Raw genomic sequence first — 20,547 nt, forward strand, 5'->3', positions numbered from 1 at the left:
AACTGGGAGTTTCGCAACTGCTTATCTGCACCTATCCGCACGCTGCGCTTGGCTTCGCGCGATTCTGCAAGACCGACTATTTATCAATGAATAGATAGAGCGAGTCCCGCCGATTGGCTTACCGCACGGTCGTGCATCGACAAGGGTGCCTGGGGTTCCGGCCGCTAATCAACCAACACCGGAAGGGTAAAGCACAAGATACAGAGCCATTTCCAGCCTCGCGCGAGGCGCTTCGCTATCGCCGATCCAAATGCAATCGCGCATCTAACGCCTTCCCGATGAACGAACTGCTATCCGGGGTAATCGTCCGGATCGTGCAAAATCTGGCGATAGTCACGTGAAGAGGCGCTTGCAGTGGGGCTTGGCGGTTCGGGAACTTTCTCGCATTCGGCGATATTGCAAATTGTTGATCCACCTGGTTCTTCACGATCAAACCGCCAGATTTCCCACGGAAAGTACGATAACCCCAGAAAGTGAAACGATATCTGTGAATCGCACAGATCAACTTGCCGGGTAGACCGCGCGCGCCCGTTTTTTAGAGCTAGCGGCCGGGACCCTCGCTTCTCATATTCACTTGCACACGTCTTTCGATACACGGTCGCGCAAAGGGTTTTCCACGTCGGGATTCCCGCGAAATAGTGGCCCCACTTAGTCTCAATGTATCACGACGTGAAATATAATCTAACGGAACGCCGGTGCACTGATGCATACGAGGCGTGCTTCATCTCTTGAGTCTCGCGCAGTTGAGCGGGAAAGCCCGATCGCCGATCGCCCGCAGCGCATATACAGGAGAAGGATCATGGCTTTGACCCCACGACAGACCGAGATCATCAAGTCGAGCGCGCCCGTTCTGAGCGAGCATGGATTGACTGTGGTGACACGGTTTTACCGTCGCCTCTTTGAACATCATCCCGAGCTCAGGAACCTCTTCAACCACACCAATCAGCGATCCGGTGGACAGCAGGAGGCGCTTGCGCATGCAGTTTGGGCTTACGCCTCCAACATCGACAATCTGGGCGCGCTCGGTCCCGCCGTCAAACGAATCTCCCAGAAGCATGCCAGTCTCGGCGTACAGCCAGAGCACTATCCGATCGTGGGCGAACATCTGCTCGCCGCGATGGGCGAAACGCTGGGTGATGCCTTCAGTGATGAAATGCGCGACGCGTGGGCCGCCGCGTACCAGCAGCTTGCAGACGTCATGATCGACGCCGAGAAAGGACTATACAGTCAGCGCGCTGCACAACCGGGCGGCTGGATCGGGTGGCGCCCGTTCGAGGTCGTGCGCAAAGTTGACGAAAGCGACGAAATCACGTCTTTTTATCTGGTACCCACCGACGGCAAGCTGCTCCCGCCCTTCGATCCAGGCCAGTTCGTGAGCGTCAAGCGCTATGTAGGCGACCTCGGTCTCGAACAGCCGCGCCAATACAGCCTTTCTGATGCGCCGCACGGGAAATGGCTACGCATTTCCGTAAAACGCGAGGGCGCCGGCGCCAGTGACACGCCAAAACCTGCCGGCCGGGTCTCCAACTTGTTGCATGACGAACTACACGTCGGAGGACATGTCGAGGTCAGCGCACCGTATGGCGATTTTGTCCTTGACCGTACCAAGCGAACGCCTGTTGTACTGGTGAGCGGCGGCGTCGGCCTGACGCCCATGGTTTCGATGCTGGCGACAATCGTGATGGATTCCGCAACGCGCTACGTCAGCTTCCTCCACGCATGTCGTAAGCGTCGCGTACATGCCTTTCGGGAATGGCTCGATGACATCGTCGCAGACCATCCGAATGCCTCGAAGATCACGTTCTACGAGGAAATCGGGCCGAACGACGTTCTGGGCAGAGACTACGACTTCCCCGGCCTCCTTGACCTCGCGAAGATTCGCGAAGCTGTTCTGTTTCGAGACGCGGACTACTACTTGTGCGGGCCGATGCCCTTCATGCGGGCGCAGGTCGACGCATTGAAGGCGCTGGGCGTCGACGCATCCCGCATTCACACTGAGGTTTTCGGAGTTGGCGACCTGCGTTAGGCGCCGGACGATGCGCGTATTTCCTGTTCAGGCGATCTCTCGCACGAGCGGCAAGGGTGGCTTCCAAGTCGCCATAAACTAGCGGTTCGTTGCGAGGGGTCGGGTTGCGCCCTGGTGCTAGCACCGCATAAAGTGGATAAGTTCTCGAATTCTGACCAGTACCTACGACGAATCAGACTCATGCCCAAAGGAACGTAAGGTGTTCGCCGGACGGCCGTCTCGTTTCAGGCGATCGGCCGGCCGCGGTTGCGTATGTCGCCGCATGTCGTGGCTGGCCAAACGAACCGGTAACGAAAATGCCCCACAGTACTGTGAAAGCCAGAGACTTCACGATTAGTTCGTTAGGAGCCGACCACATTGGGTTCTCCCCGAGCAAGATGCAAGCCTTATTTCGCAAGCGTGTAGAAGGTAGTCAGAGTCCCCAGATGACGTCTGTCTCGCTATCGCATGCCTGGCGCAACATATCAAGAAATGGGTAGGCGCGCTGAGCAAGTCCTGCGCGATGCTCGTGAGACCTACCGTGCAGAACATGATGGAGAGAGGCCTGTTCTTCTTCAAGTTTTTTGTCGTCGACGATCGCGGCCTCCAGACGCTCAATCGCCTTCGGTAGCTGCTCTCGCGTGATGACTCCACGCACGTCCAGCCGCTTGCCAACTAGCCCCAGCAGGTAGCCTGCCAAGTCCTTGAGCATCGTGACATCCGGAGCAGCTTTTGATTGAAATGTGATCAACATGATCATTCCTCCCTGTCGAGTCGCGGGTCGAGAACCCAGCCCAATTGCTCTACGAACTTGATTTCATTTTACATCACGTTATGATGTATTGAAAGCCTGGCCAGCGCTACAGAACTGGCTGGCGGCGCTCATTGGACGTCCTACCGGGTAACGGCGATCTTCTCCGATGGAATTGACAATGGCTGTGCGAGAGGGATCGCCGGTACCGCGAATCTTCGATCTCGTGGACGCGACGCCGCTAGCGGTCTCCTTCACGATCTGTGCGGCGTTTGCACCGCGGTGCGTGCATCCGCAGTCGGGTGCTGTGGCGCTAACCGCCGTTCTTCGCGCTCGTTACCTGAGACGTCTGGAATGTCGTCATTCGATCGGATCCTTCTCTGCTACGACGGCACGTGATGTAGAAGCAACTCAGTCGCCGAGCATGGCAACGAGCCGCTATGCGCGCAACTACCTTCAGAAATCGCCAGGAAAGGACGATAACCCCTAGACGGGCGTGAGGTATGTCTCATTGCGCTTTTTGCCCGGGTGCATGTCGCGTATCGTCGGCAGCCATTCACTGGCTATTTTTTTCGGCCGGGTAGCGATGAGTGGCGGCAGGCGGCCCCGGTTTGACTCGACCGCCGAGCGCGCATCCCCCGAATTCTTTTAATCGAGCCCCTGCTTACAACGCGCTCAAACCGGCCCCGGATCGCTGATCGACGGGGCGCCCGTTTCCAGATGCCCCGCGTACCGCCGGGCGAACCCCACGAAGCTGACCGATGCGACGCTCAAGTCGAACCATCCTGCCCGCATCGACAAGTCCCAGCGGTCCTCCACCGTCGCTCCCGGCGCGACGCTGAATTCGCGCGCGGGTGCCGTGTGGTAAGCATTCACGACACTGAGTCGGCACGCTGACGTCCCTCCGTTCGTAAGGCGTAGCGTCGCGCTGAGCGCCGCTGCGTCGAGCGCGAGATTGACTTCCGGCAGAGCGGCGCCGCTTGCAGTCCCGCGAAATTCGAACAAACAGCCGTTCGGCCCGTAGACGGCCAGGTCGTAGCGGGAGGAATCGCGCAGTTGCCAGAAGTCGGAGAAAGCATCACCCGCGGCCATCGTATAGCGGCGCGGCGGGTTTTGAGTCCGCACCCGATCGTAGACATAGAACGCGACGCCCGCGCCTCGATTGCGAAAGTCCAGCAGAAAGAGCCCGTCGGCGATACGGCCGTTCATTAGCAGCGCGTAGGGCAACGCGCGCGCCGGCCGTGTGCCGCCTTCGCACACGGGCATCGCCTGCGGTTCGGGCACTACGATCGCCCCCCCCGCCGACCCCACGCGCGCCACCGGCCCGAACCCGCGCACCGCCATATCGGGGCCTGCCGCGAAGTCGAATGCCGAGGTCAGGTCGCCGCACACCGCGCGGCGCCATGCGCTGATGTTCGGCTCGGGGACGCCGAAGCGCGCCTCGAGAAACTGCAGCACCGAGGTGTGATCGAACACCTGCGAGCAGACCCATCCGCCTCTCGTCCACGGCGACACCACGATCATCGGCACGCGCGGCCCGAGGCCGATCGGCTGGCGTCCGCCGGGATCGGCGTTAGGGATCAACGGGGTCTTGTGGCGCGGATAGTCGTCGAGGTTGATGATCTCGTCGACGAGGCTGTCGACGAGCCGCCGAGACACCAGCCCGACATTGCCCTGCGTGCTCGCGAGCGGCGGCATTGGCGGGACGACGTGATCGAAGAAACCGTCGTTCTCGTCATAGTTGATGAAGAGCACGGTACTGCCCCAGACCTGCGGGTTTGACGTCAGCGCTTCCAGGATCGTATTGATGTAGTAAGCACCGTCTGCGGGGCAGGCGCTCGGGTGCTCGCAGTACATCTTCGGCGCGATGATCCAGGAGACGGCGGGCAGTCGGTTCGCGTCGACGTCGCGCCGGAACTCGGCGAGCGAATGCTGCAACACGCCCTTTTGCACGAGCGCGGCAGGCGGACCGTTCGCGGTCTGGAAGTGCTGGAAGAATTCGAGCGAATTGTTGGTGTAGTTGTCGGTCGGATCGCCGGGCAGGCCCGTGCCGCCCTGATACACCTTCCAGTCGATCCCCGCCGCTTCGAGCCGCTCGGGGTACGTCGTCCAGCTATAGGGATCGGTTGCGTCGCGCTCGCTGAAACCAGGACCATTGCGCAGGGGCCCGAGCGTGTTGCGCGGGTCGATAGTGCCGGTGAAAAGCATCAGGCGGTTGGGCGCTGTGTCGGCGTGTACCGAGCAGAAATAGGCGTCGCATAGGGTGAAGGCATCGGCGAGCGCGAAGTGATAGAGCAGGTCCGCGCGCTTCAGGTACGCCATCGTGAGCGGGTCCTGCTTCTGGTCGACCCACGCGTCGTAGCGACCCTCGTTCCACGCAAGGTGACCCGTGCTCCAGCTATGGTCGGTGCCCGGCGTGAATTCGGTCGTCGCCTTGGAGTCAAGGTGAAACGGCAGCACGAACGCTGCGTCGGCCGGCAGGCCTCGGCTCCGATACGCGCTCGTGAACACCGACGCGCCGGGTTGATACCACACCGGTCGTCCGTTTGCGAGCGTGAGCGGACGCGGATCGCGAAAGCCCCGCACGCCGCCCAGAGTGCCGAAATAATGGTCGAACGAGCGGTTCTCCTGCATGAAGATCACGACGTGGCCCACATCCTTGATCGTGCCGCTGCGTCCGGTCGCGGGCAGCGTGAGTGCGGCGCGTACGGGCGGCGCGAGCACGGCCCCGGCGCACGTCGACATCATCCGCAGGAATTGCCTTCGGCTGGTGGCCCGCATCGCGTTCACCTCAATGCGAGCGGCGGATGCCACGGCGTCCCGGCCGCAGCTTCGGCCTGAGCCGCCGCCAGACCGAGCAGGCGCGCGAGCGCGGGGCAGCGCTGCAAGGCGGCCTCGTAAGCGCGCACGGCTTCGTCGTCGTAGTAGGCCTGCGGGTCAAGACCGGGCAGTCGCTCGGCGAGGCCGCGCACGTCGTTCACCGGCCAGTCGTCATGCGTGTTCGCGGCGTCGTTCATCGCTCGTCTACCCATACGCCGTCCGGCGTGCGAACCGAGAAGCCATCCGCCGTGCCCATCGTCAGCGTCTGTTCATTTTCTCCGACCATGCGCGTGCTCGGGAGGTTGGTGGCATAGTCACCGAGCGTTACGCCGGCCTGGAACGGACTGCGCGCGACGAGGTTCGCGAGCAGTTGGGCAAGCGCGAGAAAACTCGACGGCTGCGTGATCACCGCGGCGGGCGGGTGCGTCCCGCCGAACCCGATGAGCCGGATGCCCACCGGCGCATGGACGATGTGCGGTGTCGGCACTTCGCGCAGCCCGGCGATCTGGTCGTTGTCGCCGGCGAGCGCCGCGCCATGCTCCGGCACGAAGACGATCGCGGCGCGCCGGCCCGAGCTCGCGACGAGGTCGGCGAAGCGGTCGAAATCGGTCATCAGCTTCTGGACGCGGCGCGGATAGGTCTCGAGGCTCGTGCCCGTCACGCCGGGCAGGCGGTTGCCGTCGTGCAGGCTTATTGTGTTGTAGTACAGCACGACCGGCCCCTGAATCTGGGTGCGCTGCGCGTACCAGCCGGCGAGCGCGCCGTAGTCCTCGCGGATCGGCGAATCGTCGAAGGAGCGCATCTGGATCGGCGCGCCGCCGTTCGGCAGGAACGGCACGTTCGTCGCGCCACTGTTCTTGGCGACGGTCTGCGCAAAGTCGCCGAAATGACCGTCGTGATTGAGCAGCACCTGCGGCATGTAGCCCGCGCGGGCGAGCGCGCTCAGGATATAGCAGTCGGCGTCGGTGCGTTCGTAGAGCTTCTGGTGCGGCTCCTGTCCGCACGCGGCGCGCAGTATGCGCACGGCGGCGGGGCCGCTGTAGCTCGCCGCTGTGCTGAAATTCGTGAAGACAAAGTCGAAGTGGCTCAGCATCGGATGGGTGCGCGCCTTGGCGACATCGAGGTCGTTCCATGACAGCGAGCAGACATGCAACACGATGATATCGAACTGGGCGTCCGCGTTGCCCGTGAGATGGCCGAAGCTCACCCTCCGCTTCGACTCTTCGCTTCGGAACGTGGCGAGCTCGCTGTCGTGGCCGGCGGCGACCACCTGGTCCGGCAGGCTGCCGGCACGCTTCGGCTGCGAGAGCGCCGTGGTCGAGAGCGCCGCGGGCGAGGCGGCATTGCCCGGCATCTGGATGGCGCGGCTCAGATCGTAGACGGGCGCCGTGATGAGCGCGGCGATGACGAACGTCGACACGCGCACCCAACGATTCACGACGAGATACACGACGACCGCTCCGACGCCCGCCAGGAGCAGCGCTGGCGGCACGAAGCGCTCGGCGAGCTCGAGCCAGTATCCGGCGCTGAAATGCATCATCGCGCCGAGTTCGTTCACGAGCCGCGCGAACGGCGGCACGTTCGCCTCGCGATACATCAGCGGCAGCGCGATCCCGAGCGCCACGAGGAAGCGTCCGGTGCGGGCGAGCCGCGTGCGCCAGAACGACGTCGCGCCGAGCGCCAGCGCGAATGCGATGTTCGCGGCCCAGATCGGCATCAGGTGGCCGGTCGACCACAGGTAGAGCTTGAGGATGAAGTACAGGTTCCAGAACGTCATAGTCATCCACCTATCATTCTTACGATCGCGTGCGCGCCGCCGCGACGCGAGCGCGCATCACGCGCAAGCTGTCGCGCCCGAGCCGCGCATAGCCCAGCAGGCCGACCTGCACAACTTCGTTCAGTCCGCGCAGCGGCTTGTCGCCGATTTCGGTGTCGTGCCACTTGATCCACGCGTCGGCGCGGCCGAGCGTCATCTGAACTAGCCGCCGCTCCACTTCGAAATCGAGCTGTTCGAGCTTCACGCCGAGCTGAGTCCCTGACTGCCAGACCGCGCGCACCGGAAAGCCGAACTCCTGCTCGGCGCGCCTCACGCAGACCGACAGCGATTGATCGGAAGCGATTGCAAGCCCTTCAGGGAGCGTGAGGCCGAAGCCGCCGAGCGAACAGTCGCGTGTCGAGCAGGCGATCGAGCGGCCGTCGTCGAGCACGAGCGTCGCGGGCAGTCGCATCTCGATGCGCTGAGTCGCGCGGGTTTGCTTCGCCTCCAGCGCGACGCAGACGGCCGCGCCCAGCATCACGAGGTTGTAGACGGTCCAGAGCATGTTCATCAGCACGGTCGGAGCTTCGTAGGGATCGTCGCTCGTGAGCGAGTACAAGCCCACGGCGAGCGCGAGCGCGTTCAGTGCGATCAGCACGATGTACGGACGCGACACGGCCCAGTCGAAATAGCCTTCGTCGATGCGGCCGCCCTTGTCGGTGACGTTGAACTTGCCGTGCTTCGGGCTTAGCACGGCGATGGTGGTCGGCAAGGCGACATACCATGCGAGCACCGATTCATAGACTTCCGCCCAGAACGAGTGCCGGAAGCCCCCTTGCAGCCGCGAGTTCGCGACATTCGCGAGCGCGATGTAAGGCAGCACGTAGGCGACGATGGCCAGCGCCGGCGCGTGGATGAAATGCATGTTGAAAAAGAGGTAGGCCATCGGCATCGTCAGGAAGACGAGGCGTGGGATGCCGTAGAAGAAATGCAGCATCGCGTTGCCGTAACAGAGCCGCTGGAACACGCTGAGGCCGCGCCCGAGAAACGGGTTGTCGATGCGGAAGATCTGCGCCATGCCGCGCGCCCAGCGTGCGCGCTGCCTGATATGGCCGGCAAGGCTTTCGGTGGCGAGGCCGGCGGCCTGCACCGTCGGTAGATAGGCCGTGGTGTACCCGCGCCGGTGCAGCTTGAGTGCGGTGTGCGCGTCCTCGGTGACGGTCTCGACCGCCACACCGCCCACCTCCTCGAGCGCGCTGCGTTTGATGATCGCGCACGACCCGCAGAAAAACGACGCGTTCCAGAGATCGTTGCCGGCCTGCACGAGCCCGTAGAACAGATAGCCCTCGTTCGGCACGCGATGGAACGTCGAGAGATTGCGCTCGAACGGGTCCGGCGAAAAGAAGTGGTGCGGCGTCTGGACCATCGCGCACTTCGGCTCGCGGAGGAACGTGCCCATCGTCGTTTGCAGGAACGAACGCGCGGGAACGTGATCGCAATCGAAGATCGCAATGTATTCGCCTTGCGTACGCTCCATCGCGCGATTGATGTTGCCCGCCTTCGCGTGGCTATTGTCCTCGCGCGTCAGGTATTCGATCCCCGCCTGCGCGGCGAACGCGCGGAACTCGGGACGGCGGCCGTCGTCGAGCAGGTAGATGCGCAGTTTGTCCGCTGGCCAGTCTATGCCTTGCGCCGCGAACACCGTCGGCCGCACGACCGAGAGCGGTTCGTTGTAGGTCGGAATGTAGACGTCGACGGTAGGCCACGCCGCCGGGTCGGGCGGCATTGGCGCGATTTCGCGCCTGAGGGGCCAGGCCGTCTGCACGAATCCGAAAAGCTGGATTAGCCACGTGTATGCCTCCGCTCCGAAGAGCGTGTAGCCGACGAGCGTGTCCCCGGGCGAGCGGAAATCTAGCGTCGCGGTGGCGCGCCACCACGCGTAGCGCGCGGTCATCAGGAGCGCGAGCGACGCGAGCAGCAAGAGCGGCAGCCGGCCGGGCATGCGCCGGATCACCAATGCCGCCGCGAGCGAGACAGCGCCGAATTGCAACTGCGAGGCCGTGGAAAGCGCCGTGGTGCTCGCGAGGACGAAGAGCGCGGCGCCGCTCAGCACGATGAACGGCAACGCGCCGCGGCGCCTGCCCGCAGCGCCGCTCGCGCCTTCCAGCGCGGCAGCGATGGGCGTCCACGGCAGGCATCCGATGGCGGCATCGGCACGGCGACACTGGCAGCGCGCGAAGGCGGCGATCGACTGGAGCACGCCCAATGGTCCGTCGATTGCCGCGCGCAGCGACGCGGCGACGCCGCCCGGCCGCGCGGGCCGCACGAGCGCCCGCCACAGCCACAGACGCCACGGCGCGCGCGCGCCGACCTGCCACTCGCTCGAAAGCCGCGCGCCGAACGCGCCGATCAGCAACTGCGGCAGGTCCGCGCGGCCGGGGCGCGGCGCGCGGAACAGCAGCCGCACGAGCCAGTCGGTGCGTGTGCGCGACTCTGCGACGCCCAGGCGGCGTGCGAGCCAGTTCGCCAACCGGCCCGGCGCCGGCATGCGCGCGTCGCGGGTCGCGCCCATATTAGCCGGCCCCGCCGCGCCCGGACAGCCAACCGTCGAGCCAGTGGGCCAGTCCGTGCAGGTCGTGCGAAATCTGCGCATGGGGCGCCTCGTCGAAGACCCAAGCGCCGCGCGCGAAGGAATCCGGCAGCGCGGCATCCCGATGCAGCCGCTGCGGCAGGATCGCCGCCGCGCCGACGCGCGCGCGCAAGAGCGCGAGCGCATCGCGATGCATCGCGTGCGCAGGGTCAATCTGGTTCACGACGATGTAAAACACCGCCCCGGGACGCCGCATACCATGCAGCGCGGCCGCGAGCGCCACGCAGCCTGCGGGGTCGGGCGTGGTCACGCACAGCACCAGGTCGGCGGCGCGCATCGCCTGCTCAGCCTGCTGCGAGGGATAGCGCGCCGTGTCGAGCAGCACCGCGCCACCCGGCTGCACGTCGATGTCAGCGAGCGCGCTGGCGAGCCAGTCGGGCAGCGCGGCGAGCGCGGCTTCGCTTGCGCCGATGTGGGTTGCGTCGAGCGCGCCGTAGGGCACGAACATCACGCCGTCCACGCTGCGAAAGGACTCCTCGTGCCAGGCCTGGCGGCTGTCCAAGAGCGCGTGGACGAGGCCGCGCGGCATGAGCGAGTCGAGTCCGAGATAGGCGCCGAGGATGTTCTGTGCGTCGAGTTCGAGCGCGAACACCTGGCGCGCGCGCCGCGCGAGCAGCACCGCGAGCGCGCTGCAGACCGTGGTCCGCCCCGCGCCGCCCGCCGCCGATACGATTGCGATCACGGTCATCGCGGGTTCCCGTTGCTCGCGCCGCGTGGGACGCTTTGGGCGCTTGCCACGCTCGGGACGCTTGCTCCGCTTGAGACGCTCGGGTTGCTTGCCGCGCTTGCCGCGCTTGCCGCGCTTGCGACGCTTCGGCCGCCCGGAACGCCTGGTCTATGCACGAGCAGCGCGTCGGTTACGACCAGCTCGAAGCGAAGGTCCGGCAGCCGCCCCGCACGCGTGTGCCGGCGCTGCCAGAGCCAGCACAGCGGTATCGCGCAGATGGCGCCCGCTCCGATGCACGCAAACAGCATCGCGATCATGCGCTCTCCTCGCGCCTCACGGGCAAGGGGCAGCGCTCGGCTGGGCAGCGCGCGCCGACTTGCCGCGCGTCCACCACCGCGCCGCCGACGGGCACCCAGCGCATGCCGACTCCCACATCGGTGACGCCGGGCGGCGCGCCTGCCGAGGAAGATGCTGCGACCGGCAGTACGTCGCTGTAATCGGGCGAGCGCGTGTGGCGCGCACGCTCGCGCATGAGCTCGAGCTGCGCCGCGATGCGGGAGCCCGCGTAGAGCTTGCGGTCATCGAAGAGACGCGCGGCCGATGGCGTGAAAACTTGCGCGAGCCGGTCCTGCGCGTCGGGCGGCTCGCAGGCGAAGAGAAACAGGTAGAGATGCGTGGCATCGACCGTTGCAAGGCGTCCCGGCTGGCGCGAGAGCGTAGCGCAGAGCGCATCGAGATGCGACACGTCGGCGCGCAGCGTGAGCTCGACGAGCACGTGGGGCAGCGCGAGCAGCGCCCCGCGTTGGAGTGCCGCGCCCACGCGCTCGCAGAAAGCTGGCAGCGGCGCGTAGCCGCCGGCCCTGTCCGGCTGGGCGGCGACGAGTGCGGCGGCCGTATCGTCGACAATGGCGCGCGTGTGCACGTGCCCTTGTAGCGAGCGCAGCGCGGAAAGCAATCCCGAGATCGGCAGGTCGCGGCCGAGAATCCGATCCGCGCCGACCCGAAGCAAAAGCAACTCGTAGTGCAGGCCGATCGTTTCGCCGCGTTGCGCGACGGCGATTTTTAGGGCACCGCCGCACTGTCTACGCAGCGCGTGGATCATTTCGCACAGGTCTGCGAGCGGCGTGCCGCCATCGAGCGCGAACACGACGGTCGCGGCGCGCGCGTCGGCGCAGGCCGCGAACACTGCCGCGTTGTCCGGCTGCAGTTCCCAATCGCCGGGGAGCCACGCTTCGCCGACCGCCAGCGAACTCACGACGACGGTGCGCTGTTCGTCGTCGGCGAGGTATTTCGACGGAATGCGTCCGTGGCACGGCGGCTCGAGCTGTGCGGCAAGCGCGCCCGACGCGCTCAGGCGCAGCGCGCAGGTTTCGTTGGCGATGAGCGTGTGCCCGGTGCGCCAGAAATCGACGTGCCAGCGCAGTTCGCCCGCGACCTCGCCCATCCGCGCGACGCCGGCAAAGCGCACGTGCAGCGCGCCCGAGCTTTCGTAGGCGTGCGCCGGGGGGACATGCGCGCGCGGAGCTTCGCCGCGGATGATGGGTTCGGTGCGAAAGATCAGGATCAGCGAGACGCGGCGCTTCGCGCACCAGCGCGCGAGAAGATCGCCTTCGCGGCGCAAGCCGGCCGGATCGTTCCAGCTGAACCAGCGCTCCGCACCCTCGACGACGCACAGCGAATGCGAACGCAAACCGCGCTTGGCGAGGGCGCGCAGGGCGGCGCGGACCCGGGCGGCGCTGGGTTCGGGGGCGGGTGAGGCACTCTGGATGGTTGAAAGGCTTGAGGCGTCCGGCGCGCTTGATGCGCCCGTTGCTGCCGGAGTGCCCGAAATTCCCGATACGCTCGATGCGTCGTCTGATGCGTCCGGCATGCCCAATGTGCCCGTCGATCTCGTCCCGCCCGATACACCCAACACGTCAGATTCGTCCGCTTGCATCCCCTCCACCGCCATCGTGAGCACGTTGAAGTGCCGCGGCCACCCCTGCGCACGTTCTCCATCGGCAAATCCGAGCGCACGCAACTGCGCCGCCGCGTCCTCACGCGGCAGCGCGCGCACGACGGTCACATTCGCCAAACCCGCCTCGCGCGCCGTATTCCAGATCAGCGCATCGCAAGCCCGCGAGCCCGCCGCCGTATAAATCGCGTGCACCGCGCCGCGTGCAAGTGCGGACCACTTCTCCGGTAGCCCGTCGATCGCGACGCGCTCGCCGGGCCGCGCACGCGGCAAGCGCCGCAGCGACGCGCGCAAGCCGGCGAGCCATCCCGCCGGCTCCTTGCCCGCCCGGCTGAAACCACCGCAGGTCACGTCGTTCATGATTGTTCCCGTTGTCTTTAGTAACTCGAATACAACCGCACCGGCCTTGGCTGCAAACTCGTGTCGCGCCCGCGGGCGTCGAAGTCATAGCGCACGTAGACCATCGCGGCGCTCGGCACGTAGTCATGCGAATGCTCGATCGAGAGCCTGACTCCAGCTACCAGCTTCGGACTAAACCGATACTGGAGCGCGCCGCGAAAAGCGTAGGAAAACCCGCCGCCCGAGCCGCCCTTGAAAACGTTGTCCCCGCCGCCCTGCACGCTCGAGGACGCCGGCAGCCCAATCGGAAAGTAAGGCGAATCACGCTCGTAGGTCCACGACATGCCGACGACCGCCTCGACGTCCCAGGTGAACGCGTTGCGCCGGCCGCTCCATTCGAGGGGCACGCCGAGCGCGAGATACCGCTGCGGGCTGTAGTAACCGCCCTGCCCGTACGTATAGAAGCGCAGGTTGTTCGTGTAATGCCAGGCGTTGCCGACGAGCCCCGTCGAGACGCGCATGTCCGGCCGCTCGAAGACCGGCACGTCGACGCCTGCGCGCATCGTCAACTCCTGGTTGGTCTGCACGTTGCGCCCGGTTAGCACGCCGCCGCCGATGCTCGCGAACACGTTGATCTTGCCGATGTCGACGGAGCCGCGCACGTCGATGCCATCGCGCCGCACGCCGCCCCACGTGACGCCCGTCACCGGGTCGCGCGCGCCCGCGTACGAGAGCTCGCTGCCCGTCTCCGGCCGGCGCGACGCGCTGACGGTAACGCTCGCCTTGTCGGTTTCGAAGCGGTAGCGCACGCCCGCCACGACGTACTGGACCGGAAAGCCGAGTGGCGTCGTGCCGAGGTCAAAGCGCCACGCGTCCGACTGATAGCCCGCCCCGACGGCCACGCCGAACGCGTGCTGGTGCACCGACGCCACGAGCGGCGTACCGTCCGCTCGCGCCGCAAAGGTACCGAAGGTGTTGCGCGTATAGCTGTCGACGTCCGGATTCTCGAGCGTGCCCGCGTCCATGCGCACCGTGTCGACGTGCGCGAACAGGTGCCCCGCGTAGCCGATCGGCACCTGCCCGTAGACCGGCACCTGCTGCGCGTGATAGTCGGAGATACCTGGATCGCCCGACTTGTACGCGAACAGCACGCCCGCCTCCAGGTCCGGTTCGCGGCGCTGGTCGAGTTGTTCAAGCGCCCGTTGCGCGGGCGTCGTGCCACGGTCGGCGGCGAGGCCCGACGCCGCCTCCTGCGCGATCGCCGTCCGATAGAGCGACGCCGCCTCGTCGAAGTGATCGGCGCGCTGCGCGAGCCTCCCCGCCTGGACTGTCACGTCGGGTCGCTCGGGATAGGCCTGGCGCAGCTCGGCGGTGACGGCGCGCGCCTCGTCCGTCTTGTGCAGCGACGCGAGCCGGCGCACCGTGCCGAGCCGCGTATCGACGTCATCGGGCGGGGCTTGCAGCAGTACGCGGCGCGTTACCGTGAGCGCCTGGTCGCGCTCGCCGCTGTCCTCCAGCACGCGCGCAAGCGTCAGTTGTGCCTCGGCGTCGTCGGGAGTTTTCGCGAGCACCGGTTCGAGCTGCTCGCGCGCCGCCGCGAAATTGCCCTGCTTGCGTTCCAGTTCCGCTACTTCCAGCGTGTAGCGCCGGTCCGCCTGTCCCGTCAGGCTCACAGCGGCCAGGATCTTGCGCGCGCGCGTGAAATCCTGGTCGTCGAGCGCTTCGTCGGTCTGGCGCAGCGCGAGGCGCAGCGACTGGTCCTCGAGGCGCGCGAGCTGACGCTTGTTCAGGCCGCCGCGCTCGCGCAGCGCGTACACCCACGCCTGCAGCTCGCGGTCGCGGCGCGCGCTGCCGAGCAGGTCACCGTAGCGCAGGCGGATGTCAGTGTCGGCGTCGGGGTGCGCGTCGAGCCAGTTGCGCAGGAGCACAACGCCCGTGTCCGGCGCGCCCTGATCGATGTAGGCGGCGCCGACGGACGCGAGCAGGTACGGATCGCCGCCCGCCTTGTCGCGCGCTTCCTTCAGCGACGCGGCGGCCCGCTCGCGCTCGCCGTGAGTCGCCGCCTCGCGCGAGCTTTCCAGCGCCTCGTGCACGTCGAGCTTGCGCACGAGCTCGCGCATGCCATCGGTGCGCTCGTCCTCGGGCACGGGCGCGATCAGCGCCTGCGCGCGGCGGGCGTCGTCGAGCGAGTTGTCGTAGAGCGCCGCCGCGTAGCGCATCGATGGCGCCTGGCTTGCCGCGAGGCCGTCGTCCATCACGCGTCGGCCGAGGTCGGGCGAGCCCAGGTCGCGATAGAGACGCGCGAGCGCGAAGCGCGTCCACGCAGCGTCGGGACTGAGCTTGAGCGCCGCTTCGTAGTGGTCGGCGGCGGGGCCGTTGCGGCCATGCGCTTGCAGCCGCTCGGCCTGCGTGACGAGCATCTCGGCGCGCATCTGCGCGAGCGCCTGCTTGTCCTTCGACGACATCTGGCGGCGCTGCAGCGAATCGAAGAGCGCGCCGAGCTCGGCCGTGCGGCCGGTCTTCTCGTACACGACGCGCAGCGGCGCCACAGCGGAAAGATTCGGCTGGCGAGCGGCAAGCAGTCCGCGCAGCAGCGGCTCGGCCTCGGTCCACCGCTCTTGCGCGACGAGCGCGTTGGCGAGCAGCAGCCGCGCGTCCTCGTTCTTTGGCTGGATGCGCAGCGCGGCGCGCGCAGCGCGTTCCGCCTCGTCGGGGCGACCGTTCGCAAGCGCCTCGCGGCTCGAAGCGAGCGCTCCCCAAAGTTCGGACGTGCGCGCGAGCGCTAGCCACTTGCCTCGATTGTTGGGCGCGTGTTCCGCCGCGCGCAGGAAGAGCGCGTGCGCGGCTTCGCGGTCGCCCGTGCGCATGCGCAGCAGCCCGAGGCCGCCGACAGCGTCGGGGTCGTCGGGACGCGCCGCCGCCGCGCGCACGAGCAGCGGCTCGGCGCCCGCGAGATCGCCCTGCGCGAGTGCGGCAAGTCCGTGTTGGCGCGCAATATAGGCGGGATCGCGCTCGAGGCGCTGTTGCGCGTCGACGGCCGCTTCGAGTTCGGCGAGACGCTCGCGCATCTGGTCGTCGTCAGGCGCTAATTCGACGTACGCGCGCAGCGACGGCAGGTACGACGGCTCTTCCGATGCGGCTTTCAGCACGCGGCGCCAGGCGTCGATCGCCACGGCGCGGTCCACGTCCGGCCTTCCGACAAGCGCATGCGCGAGCCGTTCGGCTTCGGCCCGCGTCGCGCGCTCATTGAGCAGGACGGCGAGCACGAGCGCGGCATCGACGTCGTCGGGGTTCGCGGAGAGCGCCTGGCGCAGCGCGGCGACCGCCTGCGGCCTGCCAGACTCGGTGCCCGCGAGGATCTTGTTGTACTCGGCGCCGAGCGGGCCGCACGGCGCGCCGTTGGGAAAAAAAGCTTTCAGGCGGCGCGCCGCTTCGTCGGCGCGGCCGCTGCGCGCAAGGAGCCGGATGCCGGCTATCTCCTGGCGGCCGGTGGTCGCCACGCGGTATTCCTCTTCGATACAGCGCGTCTCCGGTGCGTCCGGCGCTTGCTTGCGCAGTCCGTCGAGGATCTCTTGCGCGGCGTCCGGCTGACCGAGCCGTAGCAGGATGCGGACTTGCTCTGCGAGCAGCACCGGCTCGCCGGGCGCGATCAGCAGCGCCTTCTGAAGCTGCGAGAGCGCGAGATCGTCGCGATGCTTCGCCGCCCACATCCGCGAGATGTCGAAGAAGCGCGCGGCATCCGCGGGCAAGGCAGCGGGCGGCGCGGCCCCCGCCGCGCGCCCCGCGCCGGGGGCGAGGAGCAACGCCGCGACCGCGCCGCTGCAGGCGCCCTGCTTCATCGCGTCGTGCATGTCGCTCTCCATGCGGGCCGCAGGGTGCCGTCGGCGGCGAACCAGTAGCGGCCTTCGTACCAGCCGATCCCGAAGAGCGACAGCGCGCTCGTGTAGTAGCCCGGCGCATTCTGCGCGTTCAGCCGCTCGACGCGCGAAGCCTGCGCGGCCGCGAGCGCGTGTTCGCCGAGCGATATCAGGAATGGCACCGCCGCCGCTGAGAAGCCCGCGTTGCCGTCGTCGGTGCCGGCGGCGCCCGTCGCCGCATCGACTTCCACGGGCGGCGCGCCGCGCGCGGCAATCTGGTCCGCGAACGGCACGAAGTGGCGCAGCAGCCTCGTGCCCTGCTGATCAGCCGGATCGAGCATACCGGCCCACAGGTAGACGCGAATTGCGTTGTAGGAGCCGGTCGTGCTGTCCGTGGCGTTCGCGTCGCGTTGGAACGCGTGGCCCGCGCGGTACGTCGCCCAGTCGGGGGCGAGGCCGCGCGGCGCGGAATCGCGCAGCATGATGGCACTGCCGTCGACGAGCTGCTGCCAGCGGCGCTCTGCCGGAAAGCGCGTGGCGAGCGAGCGCAGCACCTGCAGCGGCGCATAGCTCGGATTGACAACCCACGTGGCCTCGGACGGATGAAAGCCCACGGGCCCCGGCAGCAGGAACCGGCCGACGCCCGCGACTGGAATTGTCTCGTCCTGCATGACACGCGCCGCGAGCCGCGCGCCACGCAGCGCATACGTGCGATCGCGCCAGAGCGCGCCGCCTTCGGTAAGTGCGTAGGCGATCCAGAGATCAGCATCGGACGCCGGATTCGAATCCAGCACGCCCCACGATCCGTTGCTCGCACGGCCCCACAGCCATGCGGGAAGATGCGAAGTCAGGTCGCCGGCCGCGAGATTGTTCTCGGTCCAATGCATGACCTTGTCGAAGACCGCGCGATCGTTGGCGACCAGCGCGAAAAAGAGCGCGTACGATTGCCCCTCGGAGACGGTACGCTGGTCTTGCTGGCTCGTGTCGATCACGCGGCCGTCGGCCGAAAGGAACGTGCGCTTGAACTGCTCCCACGCCGGCCACGAACCGCAGTCCTCAGCCGCCTGTGCACGGCCGATCGATATAACGGCGAGTGCAAGACACAGCGCGAGCCCCGCCGCGCGCTGTGCGAGGCGGAGTTGGCGAGCAAGCGCGAATGCCAGGGCGAGATGCGTCATCGCTTACATGCCCTGTCGACGCTGCGCCAGGCGCTGCAGGAAATTGAACGCGCCGACCGCGAGCAGCAACCCCGCCAGCACGCCGAGCGCGCCGAGCAGCACTGGATGCCGCGATGCGAAGCCCCAGACCCGATCCCGCCAGGGCACATGCCCTACCGCATAGCGCTCGCCGATCTGCGCGCTCTCGACGCTGTCGCGCTGGACCACGGCGACATCGTCGCGGATCAGGCCGACAAGATGCGGGCTGTCGAACGCATCGAGCAATTCGCGCGCGGTCTTCGCGTCGCTCGACACCAGCGCCACGACCGAGCGCCCCTTCGTCACTGGCGACTGGAACCCGTACACCGCCGAGAGCGCCGCGTGCGCATTGAGCCGCAGCGCACCGCCCGCGGCCTGCGCTGCATCGCCGGGTGAGAACGCCACGCGTTTCATGTCGCGCGCGCTCGCATCGACGGCGAGTGGAATCGACCCGCTCCACGCACTAACGAGCGGCACCGCCGGTGAGCCGCCGATCAGCAGCACGTCCTTGCCCGCGAAGCGCGCGCTTTCCGCCGGGCGCGCCACCTGCACGCGCAGCGCCGGATAGCCCGTCCATCTGCCAATGCGCCCGAGCATCGTGAGCAGCGTTTCCAGCTCGTGAGGAGCCGGGTGCGCGGGCACGACGACGAGCGTCTCCGCGAGGTCCGCGATGCGCGTGAACGGAAAGCCGCTGTTGGCAAAGAATGCGAGGTTCGGCATCGACGCGAAATGCACGAAGCGGCTGAAGTCGATCGTCGAGTCCGGGTCGATGGCCGCGCGCGCGGGGTTGCCCGCGGCGCTCGAACACAGCGTGCTTTTCTCCGAATCGAGATTGAAGCGGAAGTCGAGCTGATTGGCGGCGGCGAGCTGATACGCGGGAATCTCGAGTTCGACCGTCGAGCCGCGCGCGGCCGACGACTTGCCGCCCGCCGTGTCGCCGTTGGGCGTCAGGCGATACGACTTCACTAGCTGCTTGTTCATCTCGATCGACAGCGCCGAGTTGTTCTGCATGCTCGGCGCCGTGTAACGATAGCGCAGGTCGAGCGGCGCGCCTACGTCGTTCCACGAGACGAGATCGACGGGCACACGCAGGTCGAGGCTGATCGTCTCCGGTACGCCGCCGAGCGACTGCAGTTGCTCGGGACGCTCGGCGAGTTCCGCGAAGCGCACGGGCCGGTCAACCGGCGTCAAGCGTGGCGCGTCGTAGGGCCTGCGCTCAGGCTCCGGCTCGCGGGGCTCGAGCTTCGCGAGCGGTCCCGAGAGGCCGGGCTTTCGCAGCACGAGCGCATAGGCCGCGCTATCGACGTCCTGCGCGCTCTTGCCGGTCACGATCAGCAGCTTGTGACCCGGCGAGGCAGGATTGTCGACGATCACGAGCGCAGGTCCTTCGACGTCGGCGGGACGCACGTTCGGCGGCAGGTCGTCGAGGCGGCCCACCAGCACGGCGTTGTCGTCCTTTGGCAGGTCGGGCGTCACAGGGAAGCGCGCCTTGCGGTAATCGGCAAGGGATCCGAACCACGACGCGATGACCGACGCCGTGCGCAGGTTCGCGTCGCTCGCGTTCGGCGGGAGCACGAAGGTGAGCCGCAGCGGGTTCACGTCGTGCTCGTCGAAGAAAGGCGCAGGCAGCAACGCGAGGTCGTTGGGCAGCGCGATCGGCACTTCATCGAGGACGATCTCGCTGTTCGAACTGATATCGACCCACAGTCCTGTGTTCCCCGCGTCCTCGCAATGGTCCATCGAATAATGCGCGATCAGCTTCAACTGCAGTGCGCTGTAATCGGTCATGAGGCGCGGGTCGATATTGATCTCCTGCGTCATCGTGCGCCCCGCGTTTTCCGCCACGAAGCGCACGGTAGCGACGACCTCGTCGTTGATCGACACCTTCAGGTGCGACATCGGAAAGAGCAGCGCGGGCGAATACGAATAGGTTAGACGCAGGCGCGCCGCCTTGACGATGCGGTCGCGCCGCACGCCGACGTTGACGGTGCGCAGGTCTTCGAGTCCGCGCAGGCTGAGCGTGCGGTACGCGCCGAGCGCGGAGAACGGGATGTGGACCTTGCCGTCGCTGGCCGCCGGTGTCTGCGCAGCGGCAGACGCGGCCAGCATGGCGAGCACCAGCGCGATGACGAAAGCAGCACAACGTGCGCTGGTTCCGCCATGACACGACCAGCCGGATGCCCGACCGGACATCTCGCGGCCATGATGCCGCTCGCAATTGCCAATTCTTCGTATTATTAATACATTTAGCATGACTGTTTCGACGCGTTTCCGCGCGACCTGTCTATGCGATGCGCTGTCTGGCCCGTTGTACGCGTATCCAGCGGCTCTCTTTTAAATCGGCCGCATGCCTATCCGCGCCCAAACTCTATATCAGATGAATGTGCGTTATGTGCGCAACCGCACATAACTGTTTTGAATTGTCATTTCGTTTCACACGCTTGTCAAAAACGAGTAGAAACCTTCTGTCCGCTCTGCTGGCGATAGGCAATAATGATATGGCGTCCTCAAGTGACGAATGCGTCGTTTAATTCGAAACGGAACGAAATTTT

11 protein-coding genes and 1 pseudogene are annotated in these 20,547 nt (G+C 66.6%); 2 read left to right on the forward strand and 10 right to left on the reverse strand.

What is annotated here, in order from left to right:
* Positions 1 to 796 precede the first annotated feature (796 nt).
* Positions 797 to 2,026: an NO-inducible flavohemoprotein gene (gene hmpA, locus AWB81_RS29340; RefSeq protein ID WP_374730523.1), complete on the forward strand. Its 1,230-nt coding sequence runs from the start codon at positions 797 to 799 to the stop codon at positions 2,024 to 2,026.
* Positions 2,027 to 2,438: 412 nt separating this feature from the next.
* Here hmpA and AWB81_RS29345 read toward each other — a convergent pair whose 3' ends face one another.
* Positions 2,439 to 2,759 carry a DUF1840 domain-containing protein gene (locus tag AWB81_RS29345; RefSeq protein WP_062640185.1) on the reverse strand — a complete coding sequence of 107 codons (321 nt, stop codon included), beginning with the start codon at positions 2,757 to 2,759 and terminating at the stop codon, positions 2,439 to 2,441.
* A gap of 211 nt (positions 2,760 to 2,970) precedes the next feature.
* On the opposite strand from AWB81_RS29345, the pseudogene AWB81_RS49155 reads away from it, so the two are divergent.
* Positions 2,971 to 3,084, forward strand: a pseudogene (locus tag AWB81_RS49155) (HPP family protein); the annotation flags it as partial.
* A gap of 347 nt (positions 3,085 to 3,431) precedes the next feature.
* On the opposite strand, the gene AWB81_RS29355 reads toward AWB81_RS49155, so the two are convergent.
* From AWB81_RS29355 to bcsB, 9 genes are all read right to left on the reverse strand, one after another.
* Positions 3,432 to 5,537 (reverse strand): phosphocholine-specific phospholipase C, encoded by a 2,106-nt coding sequence (locus AWB81_RS29355; RefSeq protein ID WP_062640187.1) that lies wholly within the window; start codon positions 5,535 to 5,537, stop codon positions 3,432 to 3,434.
* A gap of 5 nt (positions 5,538 to 5,542) precedes the next feature.
* Complete coding sequence (locus AWB81_RS29360) at positions 5,543 to 5,773, reverse strand: hypothetical protein (protein WP_062640163.1); 231 nt, start codon at positions 5,771 to 5,773, stop codon at positions 5,543 to 5,545.
* The gene (gene bcsG, locus AWB81_RS29365; protein ID WP_062640165.1) at positions 5,770 to 7,353 is read right to left on the reverse strand and encodes a cellulose biosynthesis protein BcsG; all 1,584 of its coding nucleotides are present in this window, start codon (positions 7,351 to 7,353) and stop codon (positions 5,770 to 5,772) included. The genes AWB81_RS29360 and bcsG overlap by 4 nt, the downstream gene beginning before the upstream one ends.
* A gap of 19 nt (positions 7,354 to 7,372) precedes the next feature.
* Complete coding sequence (gene bcsA / locus AWB81_RS29370) at positions 7,373 to 9,904, reverse strand: UDP-forming cellulose synthase catalytic subunit (RefSeq protein ID WP_062640168.1); 2,532 nt, start codon at positions 9,902 to 9,904, stop codon at positions 7,373 to 7,375.
* A gap of 1 nt (position 9,905) precedes the next feature.
* A complete protein-coding gene (gene bcsQ / locus AWB81_RS29375; RefSeq protein WP_062640170.1) occupies positions 9,906 to 10,670 on the reverse strand; it encodes a cellulose biosynthesis protein BcsQ in 765 nt (254 codons plus the stop codon).
* 292 nt (positions 10,671 to 10,962) lie between these two features.
* The gene (gene bcsE / locus AWB81_RS29385; protein WP_062640174.1) at positions 10,963 to 12,963 is read right to left on the reverse strand and encodes a cellulose biosynthesis protein BcsE; all 2,001 of its coding nucleotides are present in this window, start codon (positions 12,961 to 12,963) and stop codon (positions 10,963 to 10,965) included.
* A gap of 17 nt (positions 12,964 to 12,980) precedes the next feature.
* Positions 12,981 to 16,793 (reverse strand): cellulose synthase subunit BcsC-related outer membrane protein, encoded by a 3,813-nt coding sequence (locus tag AWB81_RS29390; protein WP_235025963.1) that lies wholly within the window; start codon positions 16,791 to 16,793, stop codon positions 12,981 to 12,983.
* Positions 16,778 to 17,977 carry a cellulose synthase complex periplasmic endoglucanase BcsZ gene (gene bcsZ, locus AWB81_RS29395; protein WP_062640176.1) on the reverse strand — a complete coding sequence of 400 codons (1,200 nt, stop codon included), beginning with the start codon at positions 17,975 to 17,977 and terminating at the stop codon, positions 16,778 to 16,780. The genes AWB81_RS29390 and bcsZ overlap by 16 nt, the downstream gene beginning before the upstream one ends.
* A gap of 3 nt (positions 17,978 to 17,980) precedes the next feature.
* On the reverse strand, positions 17,981 to 20,104 hold the full coding sequence (gene bcsB, locus AWB81_RS29400) for a cellulose biosynthesis cyclic di-GMP-binding regulatory protein BcsB (protein WP_159938954.1): 2,124 nt from the start codon (positions 20,102 to 20,104) through the stop codon (positions 17,981 to 17,983).
* Positions 20,105 to 20,547 lie beyond the last annotated feature (443 nt).

The sequence above is a fragment of the Caballeronia arationis genome (genome assembly GCF_001544975.2).
GTDB lineage: Bacteria > Pseudomonadota > Gammaproteobacteria > Burkholderiales > Burkholderiaceae > Caballeronia > Caballeronia arationis.

Bases quoted from the DNA above. Each gene is read 5' to 3' on its own strand.
- AWB81_RS29345 (WP_062640185.1), bottom strand. From the start codon at position 2,759: ATGTTGATCACATTTCAATCAAAAGCTGCTCCGGATGTCACGATGCTC.
- bcsB (WP_159938954.1), bottom strand. From the start codon at position 20,104: ATGCTGGCCGCGTCTGCCGCTGCGCAGACACCGGCGGCCAGCGACGGC.
- bcsE (WP_062640174.1), bottom strand. From the start codon at position 12,963: ATGAACGACGTGACCTGCGGTGGTTTCAGCCGGGCGGGCAAGGAGCCG.
- bcsQ (WP_062640170.1), bottom strand. From the start codon at position 10,670: ATGACCGTGATCGCAATCGTATCGGCGGCGGGCGGCGCGGGGCGGACC.
- bcsZ (WP_062640176.1), bottom strand. From the start codon at position 17,977: ATGACGCATCTCGCCCTGGCATTCGCGCTTGCTCGCCAACTCCGCCTC.
- AWB81_RS29390 (WP_235025963.1), bottom strand. From the start codon at position 16,793: ATGCACGACGCGATGAAGCAGGGCGCCTGCAGCGGCGCGGTCGCGGCG.
- AWB81_RS29360 (WP_062640163.1), bottom strand. From the start codon at position 5,773: ATGAACGACGCCGCGAACACGCATGACGACTGGCCGGTGAACGACGTG.
- AWB81_RS29355 (WP_062640187.1), bottom strand. From the start codon at position 5,537: ATGCGGGCCACCAGCCGAAGGCAATTCCTGCGGATGATGTCGACGTGC.
- bcsA (WP_062640168.1), bottom strand. From the start codon at position 9,904: ATGGGCGCGACCCGCGACGCGCGCATGCCGGCGCCGGGCCGGTTGGCG.
- bcsG (WP_062640165.1), bottom strand. From the start codon at position 7,353: ATGACGTTCTGGAACCTGTACTTCATCCTCAAGCTCTACCTGTGGTCG.